The sequence below is a fragment of the Chloroflexota bacterium genome, from assembly GCA_016197225.1.
Classification (GTDB): domain Bacteria; phylum Chloroflexota; class Anaerolineae; order Anaerolineales; family VGOW01; genus VGOW01.
This window is the reverse complement of record JACPWC010000056.1, coordinates 43,068-58,125: the sequence shown is the minus strand read 5'-3', so window position 1 is coordinate 58,125 and position 15,058 is coordinate 43,068. Positions and strand designations below refer to the sequence as shown.

The following is a 15,058-nucleotide window of genomic DNA, read 5'->3' as shown; positions in this document are numbered from 1 at the left end:
GCGGACATTCGTTTACGCGAAGCGGTTGCCCATTCGTTGACCGAGAGCCTCACGGCGTTCTCACAACCTTCTGCGCTTTCTCACTCGGCGAAGCCTGATTCTGGTATGACGACCTCGGCGCAGTATCCATCGAAACCCCCGCCTGGTTCGCCTTCTGTAACGCTCTTTGCAACTGCCACAAAATAAACCGCACTCGTAAAGCCATTGCTGTAGCAATATTCCACAGCACACGCGAGCCGAGAGTCGAATCGTCTTCGCACAAAGCCAGCAACCGCTCACGTTCCAGCAGAAGCATGGTCGCGCCCTGCGGCCCGGCGCGCAAGTCGGCGCTTCTCATGCCGCCGTCCAGCATCGCCAGCTCGCCGGTGATCTGGCCGGGAGTCAGGCTGGCAACGTGTTTCAGGTTCTTCGGCGCTTGCCCCGGATTCTCCGGGTCGCTCCACACTTCCACTGTTCCATCCTGAACGATGTACATGGCGTTGCCGCCATCTTTGATGCTCACGATGGTGTCGCCGGCGCGGTACATCTTCTGCTGGCACTGCGCCGCCAGCCGGGTGCGCTGGGGCTGGTTCAAGTTGTTGCCCACATCCGAGTGGGCCAAAAACTGCGCCACTTCGTTGATAACCTTCAGGCTGTTGTCGTCCACCTGCTTGTTGAGTTCACTGCTCATGAGGGGCAAACCGAGGAAGGCCGCCACCAGGCGGCGGGTGGCATCGGGAGTCTCAAAGTGCGGCCAGTGGCCGGCTTTGGGAATGATGCGCAAATCGGCGTTGGGCCACTCGTCGGCGATCACGCTGGCGTCGCGCAGCGGCACGGTGTTGTCCTCCGCGCCCCAGATCACCAGCGCCGGCGGCTCCACCTTGCCAATCTTGCCAACCAGATTGTTGGCCCGCATCGCGCCAAAACATTCGGCCCGCACCCGGCCCTGGCCGGGGCGGCGGGCGTCGGCCCGCAAACGCATGTAATCCTGCTGGGTGATTCCGGTGCGTTCAGAAAAGGAGGCCGGACGCATCAACTGATCGGTGATGCCCACCACTATTTTCTCGGTCGCCGACACGATGACACTGCCCAGCCCGAATCGCTCCATCAGCGTAATCGGCGAAACAAAAATGTTGATGTAGTTGGAGAGTTTGCCGCTGATGGTCGGGCACAGCATCACGATGCGCTCCACCAGCACCGGGTAGCGCATGGCCAGGGTGGCGCTGATCATGCCGCCCATCGAGTGGCCGATCAACACCACCGGCCCGTCGCTCACTTCCTCGATCAGCTTAGCCAACAGTTCGGCGTAATCAGGAATCGTGGCTCGCTTGGGCAAAGGCGGCGACTCGCCGTAACCCGGCAAGTCTACGGCGATGCACGAAAAGCGTTGAGCCAGCATCGGCATGAGCGGCGACATGGCGTACCACGAACTCGACCAGCCGTGAATCAACAGCGCCACCTGGCGGCCCGGCTTGCCCTCGTGCACGGCATGAATTTGCTGACCATTGATGTTGTGGATTGGCACGCCACTATTGTAGAAACGTTTGGCGTAAGGCTGGCTTGCAATTAACTCGCAGATGTGGCGCAAAGTGAGGTTAAGATACAATCTGCCGGACACAGGTACTGCTGATGATGACCCACTTTGAGACGCTTACCGAAATCAACATTGACGACATGTTTGACTCTGTCGGTCTGGCCGACAGGCTCCGGGGCAACCGCCTCTTGCGGGGGGCGGTTTGGTTGCCGGCCCGAGGCTTTGCCCGCCTCATCACTACTTTTGATAAAGTGGTAAGCGAGAAGAGCCTGGTCGGCGGCTCGGAGTGGTTGCTCAAGCGCGTGGCGCGAAGGCTCGAAGCCGCCGGGCGCGAGAACGTGCCGCCGACCGGCCCGGCCCTCATCCTCTCCAACCACCCCGGCATGGCCGACACCATCTCCCTCTTCGCCAGCCTGCCCCGCGCCGACCTGCGCGTCATCGCCAACGACCGGCCTTTCCTGCAAGCCCTGCCCAACGTCAGCCGCCAGATGATTTACGTGCCAACCGCCGAGAGCGCCGACAAGATGCCCGTCATCCGCGCCGCCGTGACTCACCTGCGGCAGGGCGGGGCGGTGCTCACCTTCCCGGCGGGCGAGATCGAACCTGATCCTGCCGTCGCGCCGGGCGCGGTTGAGTCTTTGCAAAAGTGGTCGGAGAGCATTGCCCTGTTCGCCCGTCTCGCCCCGCAGACTCGAATCATTCCGGCCATCGTCAGCGGCGTGGTCTCGGCGGCGGCCCAACACCACCCGCTCACCCGCCTGCGCCGAACGCCCCGTGGCCGCGAGCGCATGGCCGCCATGTTGCAGATCATGGTTCCGGCTTACCAAAGTGTAGTTGCCCGCGTGGCTTTTGGCCCGCCCCTCCTCGCCGCCGATTTGGTTGCCGCCAACCCAAACGCCTCTGCCATCACTCGCGCCGTCACCACCGAAGCGCAAAAGCTGATCGAGTCGCCGCCAATCTCGTGGGAAACCTTGCTTGTCGGCGACCGGTGAAGTAGGGACGGTCACGTATAAATGGCGAATCAGAATTGACGCAAAAAATTTCGGATGCTTTCCGCGCTTTGTTCCCACGTCGGATGAGCGCGATAACGCTCCAACGCCAACAGGCCCATGACGACCAACCGCTCACGGTCGCGCATCAAGGTTTGAATGTGACCGGCCAGCACTTCAACGTCACCCGGCGCGATCAAAAACCCGTTCTCGCCGTGTGTGATGATTTCGCCTGCCGCGCCCGCCATCGTCGCAATCGCCGGCAGGCCAAACGCCATCCCCTCAAGATACACAATGCCAAAGCCTTCGTAGGATGATGGCACGACCAGCACCTGACTGCGGGCAAATTCACTCGCTAATTCAGCCTCGCCGAGCGAACCGCGCAAAATGACGTTGTCCGAAAGCCCGTCGCGCTCGATCTGGCGGCGAATGGCTTGGGCGTAATGGGTGTCGGCGGTGAGACTGCCGATAACGGCTACAGACACTTGGTGTCTGTAGCCGTCTAGTCGGGCAACCGCCGCCAACAACGTGTGCAGGCCTTTGCGCGGAATCACGTTGCCGACGAACACCAGCCTCAGCGGCCCCGGCTGGCAGGCGCGGGCGCGAATGTCGTCGGCGGTGAGGGTGGGATGGATGTGGTTGGCGGCAGGGTAAGCGACTAAAGACCTCACAGGTCTTGAGAGACCTGTGAGGTCTGGCCGGAGGTCTTCAACTGCTCCCTGCGTCGTCCGACTATTGAAGATGAAACCGTCTACGTTGGCAAGATAGCGGCTTTCGATCTGGCGATAGAAAACGTTCTGCCAGGCCGGGCGCGCCTCGGACGAGCGCAAATGATGAACGATGGAAATGAGGGGATAGCGCCCGCGCAAGCGCCGGTTGAGCCGGAACAGCGACGGATGATTCAACTCGTCCTGCAACAGCAGGTCGAAGTTACCATTTTGCAGACGGGCAATGAGCGATGAGGAAAAGTTGTCAGTCAGATGCCGGGCATAATTTCGCCAGGGGAGAGAGATGATCTCGACCTCGTCGCCTGCCCGCCGCAAATACTCGACCAGCATCCGGTCGTAGAGGTAGCCGCCGGAGATGGTGTCGAGCGAGCCGTAGATGACGAGACCGAGGCGCATATTTGCCAGTAGGCAGTAAACAGTAAACAGTAATCAGTAAACAGTGTTCGCTTTTGACTGCCTACTGCCGTCTGCCTACTGCCCTCTGCTTACTGTTGACTGCTAACTTGCAAGCCGCCCAGGCAATCTCGTTTTCCCACACCTTCACCGTCACCGCTGTCAGCGTCTCGGCTTTGATGCGGGCCGCCAGCGTTTGGCACAGGATGCGCGAGAAGTGTTCGACGCTGGGGTTGAGGCCGCTGAACTCCGGCAGGTCGTTGAGAGTCTGGTCGCGGTAGTAAGCCACGAGCGAGTTCAGGTGCTTCTCGATGTCCACAATGTCAACCAGGTAGCCGTGTTGGTCAAGCCCGTCGCCTTCGAGTTGGAGTTCAATGACGTAGTGATGCGAGTGCCTCTGGTTCTCCGGCCCCCAGTCGCCGCCGACAAGGTAGTGTTGGGCGACGAAGTCACGCTTGACTGCAACTGTATACATGAAGTTCCCCTCTTTGGGTCAACGGATTGAACGTATTCAACGGATGATTATAAAAATTCGTTCAATCTGTTCAATCCGTTGACCCTATTGATAGCTCAAAATGACCTGGATGCAAGTGTCGGGATGCTGGTCAATCAATTCGTAGGCTTTGGCCGCCTCGTCGAATGGGAAGCGGTGGGTGATGAGATGAGCCGGTTTCACCTCGCGCAACATTTGCCAGGCCACCTCCAGCCGCCGGGCTTTCGTCCAGCGGCCCGACAGTTCTGGCGCAAGGGTGCTGACCTGACTGCTTATCAACCGGATTCGACTACGATGAAAGCGCCCGCCTAGATTCAAGTCGGCGCGTTTTTGGCCGTACCACGAGCCGATGATGACTCGCCCATCGAAACCGGTGGCGGCTATGGCCTGATCGAGCGCGGCGGGCGAGCCGGAGAGTTCGTAAGTGAGATCGGTTTGCAGGTCAACCGGCTTTGAAGGATCAAGGCTGGCATGAGCGCCGAGCCTGCGCGACGTTTCGCGGCGAAGTGAGTAGTGATCAAACGTGGTCAGGCTGTTAAGAGGGATGCGGGCTAGCAGGGCCGTGGTTAGTAAGCCGACGATGCCTTGCCCAAACACGGCAACGTGTTCGCCAACCAGCGGCGCGCCGTCGTGCAAAAAATTGACCGCCGTTTCCATGTTCGGCAGGAAGAGAGCGGTGTCGGGGTCAACCTCGGCGGGCACGGGGAGCAGGTTGGCGACGTTGGCGACGAAATGCGACTCGTGCGGGTTGAAGGCGAAGACGAGCCGGTTGAGCCACGATGCATCCACGTTCGAGCCAAGCTGACTCACGCGGCCAACGGCGGCGTAACCGTATTTCAACGGGAAGCCGAACGAGCCGGGGAGGGCGCTGATGGTTTCATCAACGGCCAACTCTGTCGGCGCTTGCCCGCGATAGACGAGCATCTCAGTGCCGGGGCTAATAGCGGAAGCAATGCACTCCACCCAAACTTCCCCGGCGAGCGGCGGCCTCACCGTTTCCTCGCGCACTTCCACGCGATGCGGGGCGGTGAAAAAAAGAGAGCGCCCCATCAAACAGTGTCGGCTTCCACAATCAAATCTGCGCCGAGCGTTCGATACGTCACGTTGCGTAGCGCCAGATCACATGGGGCGCTCACGGCTCGCAATCCGCCGACGAAGCGCGGGGCGATGGTGATGATGACACGATCCACCAACCGCGCTGAGAGAAAGCTGGTGATGACGCCACTGCCGCCTTCGACCATGAGGCTTTTGATTCCGGTTTGGGACAGCCACGCCAGCAGGGCCGGAAGTTGGACGTGGCCGCCGTCACTGGTGGGGAAGCGAATCACTTTTGCGCCGGCCAACTCGAGTGCGGCCTGAAGTTGCGCGTCGGCGTGATCGGCGGCGGCGATGATGGGCGGCTTGGGATGGTTCAGCAGATTTGCGTTGAGCGGAAAGCGCAAGTGGCTGTCGAGCACGACGGGCTGAGGCTGGGGGCCGGAAGCGAGTCGAACATTGAGGCGCGGGTTGTCGGCCAGTACCGTGCCAATGCCGACGAGGATGGCGTCGTGACTAGCGCGAAGTTCATGCGTCAGCTTCATCGCTTCCGGGCCGCTGAGGGTGAGCGGCTGGCCGGGCGCGGCGGCGATGCTTCCATCCACGCTTTGGGCGTAGCTGAGGGTGATGAGGGGGCGGATCATTGTTGCCCCCGGCCAGACCTCACAGGTCCGCTTCGCGAAGACCTGTGAGGTCGGGCCGGGCTTTAGCCCAACGTCAGCAAGTGGCGCATCCGCTCCACTTTGGTGCGCAGGTAGTAGGCGTTGTCGGGGTTGACATCAGCCGGGATTGGCACGCGACTGGTGAGCTGGACGCCAAGCTGTTGCAGGCTTTCCATTTTGTGCGGGTTGTTGGTGAGAAGGCGAATGGAGCGGATGTTGAGGTCTTTGAGAATGAGGGCGGCAATGCCATAGTCGCGCTCGTCGGCCTGGTGGCCGAGGGCGAGATTGGCTTCGACCGTGTCGTAGCCCTGATCCTGCAAGTTGTAGGCATGGAGTTTGTTGAGCAGGCCGATGCCGCGCCCCTCTTGCCGCAGGTAGAGGATGAGGCCGCGCCCGGCGTCGGCGATGAGACGCATGGCACGGTGAAGTTGTTCGCCGCAGTCGCAACGGCGCGAGCCGAGCACGTCGCCGGTGAAGCATTCGGAATGCACGCGCACGAGGAGATCGTCGGCGTCGCGTGCGTCACCGTAAGAGAGGGCAAGGTGTTCTTTGTCGTCGTGGCTGCTCAGGTAAAGGGCGAGTTCAAACTCGCCCTCGTCAGTCGGAATTCGGGCGGAGACCATCCGCGTGACGATGAGTGGCGTTAGCATGGTGGATGGCGCGCCTCAGTTTTCTTTGTGGAGCCAGAGGGCGACGATGAGCAGGACTTCGATGGCTTTGTCGGCCAGCCCAATCGGATTGGAGAAGCTTTTCGCGCCGTTGACGGCAAAATAGGCGACGATGGTGAGGGCGGCGTAACCCATGAAAGCGTACCACAGGGGTTTCTCGCGCCCTTTGAGGAACGGCAGGTTCACCCACTTGAAGAAGGCGACCAGGAGGGCGATGTAACCGATGAAGTTGGCAATGAAGGCCGGTTGTGGCACAAACTTGCCCGCGTTAAAATTGAGGTAGAGGTGAATAGCGGCGGTGGCGAGGGTGAGAACAACAATAACGTTGCGAAGCGTGGGTCGGCTCATAGACATTCTCCTCCTGAGAGAATAAGACAATTTCAATCAATATTAGTCGCGATTGGTGACAGTTACAAGTTAGGAATAGATAAGAACACTCAAAGCGCCATCGCCTTCCCGGCCAGCCAGGCGGTCGTCCACGCGCTCTGAAAGTTGAAGCCGCCCGTCACGCCGTCAATGTCCAACACTTCGCCGGCGAAGTACAGCCCCGGGCAGAGGCGGCTTTCCATCGTCTTGAAGTTGACTTCGCCCAGATTGACGCCGCCACACGTCACGAACTCTTCTTTAAATGTGCTTTTGCCGGTGATTTGATACGATCCACGCCGCAGTTGATCGATCAGCGCGCCGGTGGCTTGCTTCGACAACCCGGCCCATCGAAGATTGGCCGCCACCCCGGCGGCGGCGGCCAACCGCTCCCAGAGCCGGGCCGGCAGAGGAAACGGTGAGTGGTTGACGACGAGCCGTTTGGGATGTTCGGCCCTGGTCGCCGTCAATTTTTCCAGAAGTTCGCTCTCGTCGAAATCCGGTAGCCAGTTAATCTTGAGTTCGGCGTTGTAGCCGCAGTCGTGCAACAGCCTTGCGCCCCAGGCCGAGAGTTTGAGCACCGCCGGGCCGCTGAGGCCCCAGTGGGTGATCAGAGTCGGCCCGGTCTGAGTCAGCGGGCCAAGCGTCAATTGAGCTTGGGCCACCGCAACGCCCGCCAGCCCGGCGAGGCGCACATCTTCGATGTTGAAGGTGAACAGGGAGGGCACGAGCGGGGCAAGGGTGTGCCCCAGGCTCGCCGCCCACGCCTGGCCGTGGCGGTTATTGCCGGTCGCCAACAACAGACGGTCGGCGCGTAAGCTCTCGCCGTTCTTCAGGCGGAGCAGGAACCCGGCGTTGCTGTGCGTGATCGTCTCGATGCTAACTTCGGTTTGAATCTCAACCCTGGCCTTTGCCGCCGAATTCATCAGGCAATCAATGATGGTTTGCGACTTGTCGCTGACGGGAAAGATGCGGCCATCGGCTTCGGTTTTGAGGCGCGCGCCGCGCGCGGCAAACCAGTCAATGGTGTCTTGCGGCTGGAAGCGGGTGAGGGGGCCGCGCAGAGCCGCGCCACCGCGAGGGTAGTTTTGAATCAGGGCTACCGGGTCGAAGCAGGCGTGGGTGACGTTGCACCGTCCGCCGCCGGAGATGCGGACTTTGGCCAGCAGGTGTTTGCTTTTTTCGAGCAGGAGGATGCGGTGGTGAAGGTCGGCTTCGGCGGCGGTGATGGCGGCAAAGAAACCGGCGGCCCCACCGCCGACGATGACGATTTGAAGTGGAAGAGGCACGCCTAGAGTTTACCGCAATTGTGGCTTCTGCCTCGTCAAATGCCAGTTTTACCTGCCAGCCGGGTTTAGGTTTTCGGCTCTCCCGTTTTTCGATTCGGTCGTCCGAGGCAAGGTAAAGTGAATATTACTCGTGGCGCGTGGCGCCTGAAAGTTGCACCGCCTTTTTTCTTGTGGTATAGTCACCGCCGTCATGACCTTCGCTGAGAGGACATTCTATGGCCAACCCCACTGGTAAATCGCGCACCGAGCAAATGGTCTCCCGCCTTCGTGAAATGCAAATCAGCACGCCGGATATTGAAGCCTCGGCTATGGTCAGCGTGGACGGTTTGACCATGGCTTCAGCCCTGCCGCCGGGCATCGAAGAAGATCGCGTCGCCGCCATGTCTGCCGCCATGCTCTCGCTGGGCGAACGCATCTCAACCGAGCTTGGCCGCAAAGCACTGGAGCAGGTTTACATTCACGGCGACAAAGGCCATGTCTTCGTCCTCTCGGTTGGTGAAGAAGCTGTGCTTACCGTACTATGCCGCGAACAAGCCAGATTAGGTATGGTGTTGCTCGACATGAGGCGCGCCGCCGAAGACCTGGCCAAGCTCGTATGACGTTTCTCTTGGACACGTGAGCTTTCTTGATGGGGAGAGCGGCTGAAGAAGCCCTCTCCCCATCTCTTTTATATGAGATCAAAATATGCGTAAGTGGATTCTGTGCTTTGCTTTGTTATTGACTGCCTGCGGACTCGGCTCTGACCCGACTCCCTATCTGGTCACCCTGACTCCCGCGCCCACTCAGAGGGTGGCCGTCACTGTTGGGGCAACCGACACTATTGTTGCGCCCACAGCCACCCCCGCGCCGACCACAGCCCCCACCCAAATTCCAGACACGCAAGCCCCGGCCCCGCCCACACCCGTGCCGCCCACGCCGGAGCCAACCCAAGACCCCTGGCCGCCTGAACTGGCCGCGCCCGGCAATAGCAAAATGGGCATTCATGTCCTGTTCAGCGACGATTCGCGCATCATGGAATTTATCCGCCGGGTCAAACCGCGCGTCGTCAAAGCCGTAGATAATCACGGCTGGCTGGCTGAAGTCAAACAAATCTCTCCGCAGACGATCACCATTGGCCGTTACTCCAACGTCCCCAACCGCGACGTTCTCGACGGCAAAGACCCGTCGCAATATCCCAACCCCGCCGACTTTGCTCGCGATTTCATCAACCTCTATCTTGGCGAATATCTCTCCAACCCCGGCGTGGATTACTGGGAAGGCTGGAACGAGTTCCCGCCCAGCACGCCAGACCAGTGGAAATGGTACGCCGCCTTTGAAGCCGAGCGCGCTTGCCAAATGCAGGCGCTCGGCCTCAAGGCCGCCATCGGCGGCTTCAGCGCCGGCAAACCCGAATACCCCGACATCGCCTACTTCATCCCGGCCATCGAGGCTGTTCAACGCTGTGGCGGCATTCTCACCCTGCACGAGTATTCGTCGCCGGTGATGCAATATGGAGTGGACGGCGGCATCCCTAACGCCATTCATGTGGAGGACGCCGGGGCGCTCACGCTGCGCTATCGTTACTGGTACGAAGGCTATCTCAAACCGCGTGGCCTGGTCGTTCCGCTGGTCATCTCTGAAGCCGGAATTGATGGCGGAGCGGGCGCGGGTTGCCCGCTTAGCCAGGGCGGCCACGGCTGGTACTCGTGTATCGGCGACTGGCAGGCGATGGATCAATACCGGGACATGGCCGCCTGGCAAATCTATATGAGCCAGTTGAGCTGGTACGACTCGGAACTGCGGCAGGATGACTATGTGCTCGGCTTCACCGTCTTCACCGCCGGCACCTCCAACAACCCCGACTGGCGGACGTTCGACATCAACGACATGCTGGTGCCGATGGCGGTTTATATGGCCGGTCAGTGAAACGTAACCCGCAGGAGGCCATGCCAAGTCAAACGACAAACGTCAATTGCTTCTGTCGTTTGACGTTTGTCGTTTCTTGGAATTAGGAGGATAGAGTATGACCAAATACATCTTCGTCACCGGCGGCGTGGTCAGTTCGGTGGGCAAAGGGGTGGCCGCCGCGGCTGTGGGCCGCATGCTCAGAGAACGCGGCCTCAACGTTTCCATTCAGAAGCTCGATCCTTACATCAATGTTGACCCCGGCACGATGTCGCCTTACCAGCACGGCGAAGTGTTCGTCACCGAAGACGGCGCTGAAACTGATCTCGACCTGGGCCACTACGAACGCTTCATTGACATCAACCTGCGCAAAGTGTGCAACGTCACCACCGGCCAGGTATATGCCGAAGTGATCGCCGCCGAGCGCCGGGGCGACTATCTGGGCGGCACGATCCAGGTCATCCCCCACATCACCAACGAAATCAAACGGCGCATCGGTCTGGTGTCCAAAGCGACGGGCGCAGAGATCGTCATTGTCGAAGTCGGCGGCACGGTGGGCGACATTGAGAGCCTGCCGTTTCTGGAGTCCATCCGCCAACTGCGCTCCGACCTGGGCCGCGAGAACACAATGTACGTTCACGTCACGCTCCTGCCGCACATCGGCGCGACGAATGAACTCAAGACCAAGCCCACCCAGCACTCGGTGCGCGAATTGCGCGGCATCGGCATCAACCCGGACGTGATCATTGCCCGCTCCGATTATCCGGTGACGAACGACATGCGGGCCAAGATCGCCCTCTTCTGCGATGTGCCGGAGCGAGCCGTGATTCCGCTGGTGACGACGCCCGTGCCTTACGAAGTGCCGCTCACCCTTGAGACGCACGGCCTGGGCGAGTACATTGTGAACCGCCTCAGCCTGCAAACCCTGCACCCGCCCGACTGGACGGCGTGGAAGGCCATGATCGAAGAAGTCCGCCGCCCGAAGAAGCCGGTTCGGGTGGCCGTCGTCGGCAAATACGTGGAGCTACAGGATGCTTACATGAGCGTCCGCGAAGCGCTGAACCACGCCGCGCTGGCTAACAATCGCGAAGTGCAGATCGAATGGTTGCACTCGTCGGATTTGGAAAAGGACAAGGGCTGGGACTTGTTGTCGAGCGTGGACGGCATTGTGGTGCCGGGCGGTTTCGGCGAGCGCGGCATTGAGGGCAAAATTTTGGCCGCCAACTGGGCGCGCGAAAAGAAAGTGCCCTACCTGGGCCTGTGCCTGGGGATGCAGGTGATGTGTATTGAGTTTGCCCGTTATGTGCTTGGGGACGAAGATGCCAACTCCACCGAATTTGACTCTTCTACGGCGCACGCCATCATTGACTTGATGGCCGACCAGCGCGACATCACCGACATGGGCGGCACGATGCGGTTGGGCATCTATCCGTGCAAGCTGGTTCCGGGCACCAAGGCCGCCGCCGCTTATGGCGATGTCGAGCAAATTTCGTACGAGCGCCACCGCCACCGATTTGAGTTTAACAACTCCTATCGTCAACCGTTGGTTGAGAAGGGGTTGGTGTTCTCCGGCCTCTCACCCGACAGCCGCCTGGTCGAGATCAGCGAAGTGGCCGACCACCCCTTCATGGTCGGCAGTCAATTCCACCCCGAGTTCACCTCGCGGCCCAACCGTCCGAACCCGCTTTTCAAAGCCTTCATCACCGCCACCGCCGAGTTTGCCAACCAGCGCGAAGCGACCATCAAGAAGACTCGCCGGGCCGAAGCGCTTGGCTCGTGATTACCCGGCTAAAAAATTAGAACGCAGATTTACGCAGATGTTTTTTTGAAAACAATCAGCGGAGATCAGCGTTTTATCCGCATTCATCTGCGTTCCGTTAAATACCTGAACAGCTACGATAATTCGCGGCTGAAGTTTAGTTCCGACAAGGCACACCAATGGACATCCCAACCTTCCCCGACATCCTCGCCGCTCATAACCGCATTCAGCGCTACTTGCCGCGCACGCCACTGCACAGCTATCCCGCCGTCAACGCTCTCATCGGAACTGAGGTCTACATCAAGCACGAAAACTACCAGCCGGTGGGCGCGTTCAAAGTGAGAGGCGGCGTCAATTTGATGTCACAACTCAGCCCCGAGGAAAAAGCGCGGGGCGTGATCTGCTCGTCCACCGGCAATCATGGTCAGTCCATTGCCTTTGCCGCGCAACTGTTTGGAGTGGCGGCCCGCATCGTCGTGCCTGAAGGCGCGAACCCCGGCAAAGTGGCCGCCATGCGCGGCATGGGGGCCGAAGTGATTTTTCACGGCGCAAAGTTCGACGACGCGCGCGAGCATTGCGCAATGCTGGCGCAGAAGCACGGCTATCGTTACATTCATTCCGGGGACGAGCCGCTGTTGATCGCCGGCGTGGCGACCGAGGCGCTGGAGATGCTGGAAGACCAACCGGGCCTCGAGGCGATCATTGTCCCCGTCGGTGGCGGGAGCGGGGCCGCCGGTTCGTGCCTGGCGGCCCATGCCATCAACCGGAACATCCGCGTCATCGGTGTGCAGTCCGAACTTGCGCCCGCCGCCTACCACTCGTGGCGCGAGCGCCGCATGGCGACCGCCGAGAACAAAACCTTTGCCGAAGGCCTGGCGACCGCCGTTGGTTTTGAACTGCCTCAGCGAATTCTATGGCAGGAACTCAACGACTTTGTGCTGTTACGCGACGAGGAGATTCGGCAGGGGATGGTCTGGATGATTGAACACGCCCACACCCTGGCTGAAGCAGCCGGGGCCGCGCCGCTGGCCGCCGCTTACCACTTGCGCGAAGAACTGGCCGGGAAGAAAGTGGGGCTGGTGTGTTCGGGCGGGAATACTTCGTTGGAGCATTTGAGGATGGCGCTGGTGGGGTGACTGGAAGGCGGGAAACGCGGAGAGTGAAAACACGACCTGCCCAAGCTCAACCAGGCCAGCCGTGTTCTTTTTTCGACGGCAGGACAGCACGGATTTTCGGAATGGACGGATCGGTATCCGATAATTCTGGCAATCCGTGCTCTTTTATGCGGCACTTCTCGGCAGTCGCGAAGCGGGGTGGCTGTGGGCAAACGGCTGGCGGGCGGGTTAGGGCGTGACCCGGCCACTATCTGCAAGGCGAAAACACGGCTTGCCTGAGTGTAGCTGGACAAGCCGTGCTCTTTTTATGGCGGCGCACTGACGAAGTTATTTGAACTCTTGCAAGTACCGCAAATCGGGCCGCCGGTTCGTGTTATAATCTCCCCGCTTCCACCGTGGGGCGCTTCCCGCAAGTTCGGAACGCCCCTTTTGTTTGCCTGAAATTTGGGGGCGAACTGCCCGGTGGAAACAGTTTTAGAATCGCGTAGAACTCAAGGCATCCTGCTGGCGGGGCTGTCAGCCGGGCTTGCCTTGAAGTAAATTATTAGCACAAAGGAGATTTGAACAATGGAAGCAAAACTGACGGCTGAGCACCGAACGACCGTCCGCAAAGGGCTTGGCCCGCTCCGCCGGGGCGGCCTCATGCCGGCGGTGTTGTATGGAGCCGACAAGAAACCGGTGGCCCTGCAACTCAACAGCCGCGAGGCCGGCAAAACCCTCAACCGCCTGGTCGGCACGGTGCTGATTGACTTGACGGTGAACGGCCAGCCGCACAAGACTCTGGTGCGCGAGATTCAGCGCAACTTTGTCACCGACGAAATTCTGCACGTGGACTTCTACGAAGTGGACATGAACCGGACGATGCGCGTCTCGATCCCGGTTCGCCTGGTGGGGGCCGCCCCGGCCGTGGTGACTCTGGGTGGCATCCTGGTGCGCGGTCTGGCCGAGATCGAAATTGAATGTTTGCCGGGCGATCTAATGAACGAAGTGAGCGTTGACCTGGGCGTGCTCAAAGAGATCAACAACTCCATCCACGTCAGCGACCTGGTTCTGCCGAGCACGATCAAGGTGCTGACGCACGCCGACGAGCAAGTGGCCCGCGTCACCTACGCTTCACAGGAAGAACTGACCACCGAGAAGCCCGAGACTGCCGCCGAAGTGGAAGTGGTGGAGAAGGGCAAGAAGGAAGAAGAAGGCGAAGAGGAGGAATAAAATGCGCCGTCAAAAAGTTAGCCTCATCGGCGTTGGCAACGTGGGCGCTTCGTGCGCCCTGTGGCTGGCCAAGCGCGGCATCTGCGATCTGGTGCTGGTGGACATTCCGCAAGCCAAGACCATGCCGGTTGGTAAAGGCCTCGACCTCCTCCAGACCGGCCCGATCGAGCATTACAACGCCCGCATTCGCGGCAACGCCGACGGCTCTTACGAGGGCACCGAGAACTCGGACGTGGTCATCATTACCGGCGGCCTCCCCAGAAAACCGGGGATGAGCCGCGAAGACCTGGTCGGGGCGAATCAAGCCGTCATCACTGACGTGCTGGATAAAGCCCTGGCGCTTTCGCCGGAGGCGGTCTACATCGTGGTCACCAACCCGCTTGACACGATGACCTACCTGGCTCACAAACATTCCAAACTCCCCCGCAACCGCATCATCGGCCAGGCCGGAATTTTGGACTCGGCTCGCATGGCGGCCTTTGTGGCGCAAGAGTTGGATGTTTCCGTTGAGAATGTGCAGACGGTGGTGCTGGGCGGGCACGGCGACGAGATGGTTCCGCTCACCCGTTACTCCACCGTGTTTGGCCGCCCAATCACCGAGTGGCTGTCCCCCGAAAAGCTCAACGCCATCGTCGAGCGCACGCGCAAAGGCGGCGGCGAGATTGTGAACCTGCTTGGCACTTCGGCCTACTACGCGCCCGGCGCGGCCCTGGCCAAAATTGCCGAGGCGGTTCTGCTCGACTCCAAACTCATCGCCTCCTGCTCGGCCCTGCTGACGGGCGAATACGGTCTGAACGACATCTGCTTCGGCGTGCCGGTCAAGCTGGGCGCGAACGGCATCGAGCAGATCATCGAGTACAAACTCACGGACGACGAAAAAGCCATGGCCGACAGATCGGTCAAGATCATCCGCGAGACGATGGGCGCGTTGAAGTTCTAGTGAAGTGTGGGGGCG

15 protein-coding genes are annotated in these 15,058 nt (G+C 60.3%); 7 read left to right on the top strand and 8 right to left on the bottom strand.

What is annotated here, in order from left to right; all coding sequences use genetic code 11:
• Positions 1-49 precede the first annotated feature (49 nt).
• On the bottom strand, positions 50-1,504 hold the full coding sequence (locus HYZ49_09060) for an alpha/beta fold hydrolase (GenBank protein ID MBI3242428.1): 1,455 nt from the start codon (positions 1,502-1,504) through the stop codon (positions 50-52).
• A 104-nt stretch (positions 1,505-1,608) separates the two neighbouring features.
• Between HYZ49_09060 and HYZ49_09055 the strand changes: the two genes are divergently transcribed.
• The gene (locus tag HYZ49_09055) at positions 1,609-2,505 is read left to right on the top strand and encodes a 1-acyl-sn-glycerol-3-phosphate acyltransferase (protein ID MBI3242427.1); all 897 of its coding nucleotides are present in this window, start codon (positions 1,609-1,611) and stop codon (positions 2,503-2,505) included.
• A 29-nt stretch (positions 2,506-2,534) separates the two neighbouring features.
• Here the strand turns inward: HYZ49_09055 and HYZ49_09050 are convergent, their stop codons facing one another.
• The 7 genes from HYZ49_09050 to HYZ49_09020 all read right to left on the bottom strand — a co-directional run bounded on the left by HYZ49_09050 (position 2,535) and on the right by HYZ49_09020 (position 8,133).
• On the bottom strand, positions 2,535-3,626 hold the full coding sequence (locus tag HYZ49_09050; protein ID MBI3242426.1) for a glycosyltransferase family 4 protein: 1,092 nt from the start codon (positions 3,624-3,626) through the stop codon (positions 2,535-2,537).
• Positions 3,627-3,687: 61 nt separating this feature from the next.
• On the bottom strand, positions 3,688-4,098 hold the full coding sequence (locus tag HYZ49_09045) for a 6-carboxytetrahydropterin synthase (GenBank protein MBI3242425.1): 411 nt from the start codon (positions 4,096-4,098) through the stop codon (positions 3,688-3,690).
• 84 nt (positions 4,099-4,182) lie between these two features.
• Positions 4,183-5,169 (bottom strand): zinc-binding alcohol dehydrogenase, encoded by a 987-nt coding sequence (locus HYZ49_09040; protein ID MBI3242424.1) that lies wholly within the window; start codon positions 5,167-5,169, stop codon positions 4,183-4,185.
• Complete coding sequence (locus tag HYZ49_09035) at positions 5,166-5,795, bottom strand: dihydrofolate reductase family protein (protein MBI3242423.1); 630 nt, start codon at positions 5,793-5,795, stop codon at positions 5,166-5,168. The genes HYZ49_09040 and HYZ49_09035 overlap by 4 nt, the downstream gene beginning before the upstream one ends.
• 62 nt (positions 5,796-5,857) lie before the next feature.
• Complete coding sequence (gene ribA, locus HYZ49_09030) at positions 5,858-6,463, bottom strand: GTP cyclohydrolase II (protein ID MBI3242422.1); 606 nt, start codon at positions 6,461-6,463, stop codon at positions 5,858-5,860.
• A gap of 15 nt (positions 6,464-6,478) precedes the next feature.
• Positions 6,479-6,829 carry a hypothetical protein gene (locus HYZ49_09025; protein ID MBI3242421.1) on the bottom strand — a complete coding sequence of 117 codons (351 nt, stop codon included), beginning with the start codon at positions 6,827-6,829 and terminating at the stop codon, positions 6,479-6,481.
• Positions 6,830-6,918: 89 nt separating this feature from the next.
• Positions 6,919-8,133 (bottom strand): NAD(P)/FAD-dependent oxidoreductase, encoded by a 1,215-nt coding sequence (locus HYZ49_09020; protein MBI3242420.1) that lies wholly within the window; start codon positions 8,131-8,133, stop codon positions 6,919-6,921.
• A gap of 215 nt (positions 8,134-8,348) precedes the next feature.
• Here HYZ49_09020 and HYZ49_09015 point away from each other — a divergent pair, with 215 nt between their 5' ends.
• The 6 genes from HYZ49_09015 to mdh all read left to right on the top strand — a co-directional run bounded on the left by HYZ49_09015 (position 8,349) and on the right by mdh (position 15,043).
• Positions 8,349-8,732: a roadblock/LC7 domain-containing protein gene (locus tag HYZ49_09015; GenBank protein MBI3242419.1), complete on the top strand. Its 384-nt coding sequence runs from the start codon at positions 8,349-8,351 to the stop codon at positions 8,730-8,732.
• Between the two features lie 85 nt (positions 8,733-8,817).
• Positions 8,818-10,038, top strand: coding sequence for a hypothetical protein (locus tag HYZ49_09010; protein ID MBI3242418.1), 1,221 nt, complete (start codon positions 8,818-8,820; stop codon positions 10,036-10,038).
• Between the two features lie 97 nt (positions 10,039-10,135).
• Positions 10,136-11,797 (top strand): CTP synthase, encoded by a 1,662-nt coding sequence (locus HYZ49_09005; GenBank protein MBI3242417.1) that lies wholly within the window; start codon positions 10,136-10,138, stop codon positions 11,795-11,797.
• A gap of 158 nt (positions 11,798-11,955) precedes the next feature.
• Positions 11,956-12,912 (top strand): threonine/serine dehydratase, encoded by a 957-nt coding sequence (locus HYZ49_09000; protein ID MBI3242416.1) that lies wholly within the window; start codon positions 11,956-11,958, stop codon positions 12,910-12,912.
• Positions 12,913-13,458: 546 nt separating this feature from the next.
• A complete protein-coding gene (locus tag HYZ49_08995; protein MBI3242415.1) occupies positions 13,459-14,103 on the top strand; it encodes a 50S ribosomal protein L25 in 645 nt (214 codons plus the stop codon).
• A 1-nt stretch (position 14,104) separates the two neighbouring features.
• A complete protein-coding gene (gene mdh / locus HYZ49_08990; protein MBI3242414.1) occupies positions 14,105-15,043 on the top strand; it encodes a malate dehydrogenase in 939 nt (312 codons plus the stop codon).
• The last annotated feature ends 15 nt before the right edge of the window (positions 15,044-15,058 follow it).

Coding starts and splice junctions, on each gene's coding strand:
- HYZ49_09055 (MBI3242427.1), top strand. CDS start 1,609: ATGATGACCCACTTTGAGACGCTTACCGAAATCAACATTGACGACATG.
- HYZ49_09050 (MBI3242426.1), bottom strand. CDS start 3,626: ATGCGCCTCGGTCTCGTCATCTACGGCTCGCTCGACACCATCTCCGGC.
- HYZ49_09010 (MBI3242418.1), top strand. CDS start 8,818: ATGCGTAAGTGGATTCTGTGCTTTGCTTTGTTATTGACTGCCTGCGGA.
- HYZ49_09045 (MBI3242425.1), bottom strand. CDS start 4,098: ATGTATACAGTTGCAGTCAAGCGTGACTTCGTCGCCCAACACTACCTT.
- HYZ49_09000 (MBI3242416.1), top strand. CDS start 11,956: ATGGACATCCCAACCTTCCCCGACATCCTCGCCGCTCATAACCGCATT.
- mdh (MBI3242414.1), top strand. CDS start 14,105: ATGCGCCGTCAAAAAGTTAGCCTCATCGGCGTTGGCAACGTGGGCGCT.
- HYZ49_08995 (MBI3242415.1), top strand. CDS start 13,459: ATGGAAGCAAAACTGACGGCTGAGCACCGAACGACCGTCCGCAAAGGG.
- HYZ49_09015 (MBI3242419.1), top strand. CDS start 8,349: ATGGCCAACCCCACTGGTAAATCGCGCACCGAGCAAATGGTCTCCCGC.
- ribA (MBI3242422.1), bottom strand. CDS start 6,463: ATGCTAACGCCACTCATCGTCACGCGGATGGTCTCCGCCCGAATTCCG.
- HYZ49_09025 (MBI3242421.1), bottom strand. CDS start 6,829: ATGAGCCGACCCACGCTTCGCAACGTTATTGTTGTTCTCACCCTCGCC.
- HYZ49_09005 (MBI3242417.1), top strand. CDS start 10,136: ATGACCAAATACATCTTCGTCACCGGCGGCGTGGTCAGTTCGGTGGGC.
- HYZ49_09035 (MBI3242423.1), bottom strand. CDS start 5,795: ATGATCCGCCCCCTCATCACCCTCAGCTACGCCCAAAGCGTGGATGGA.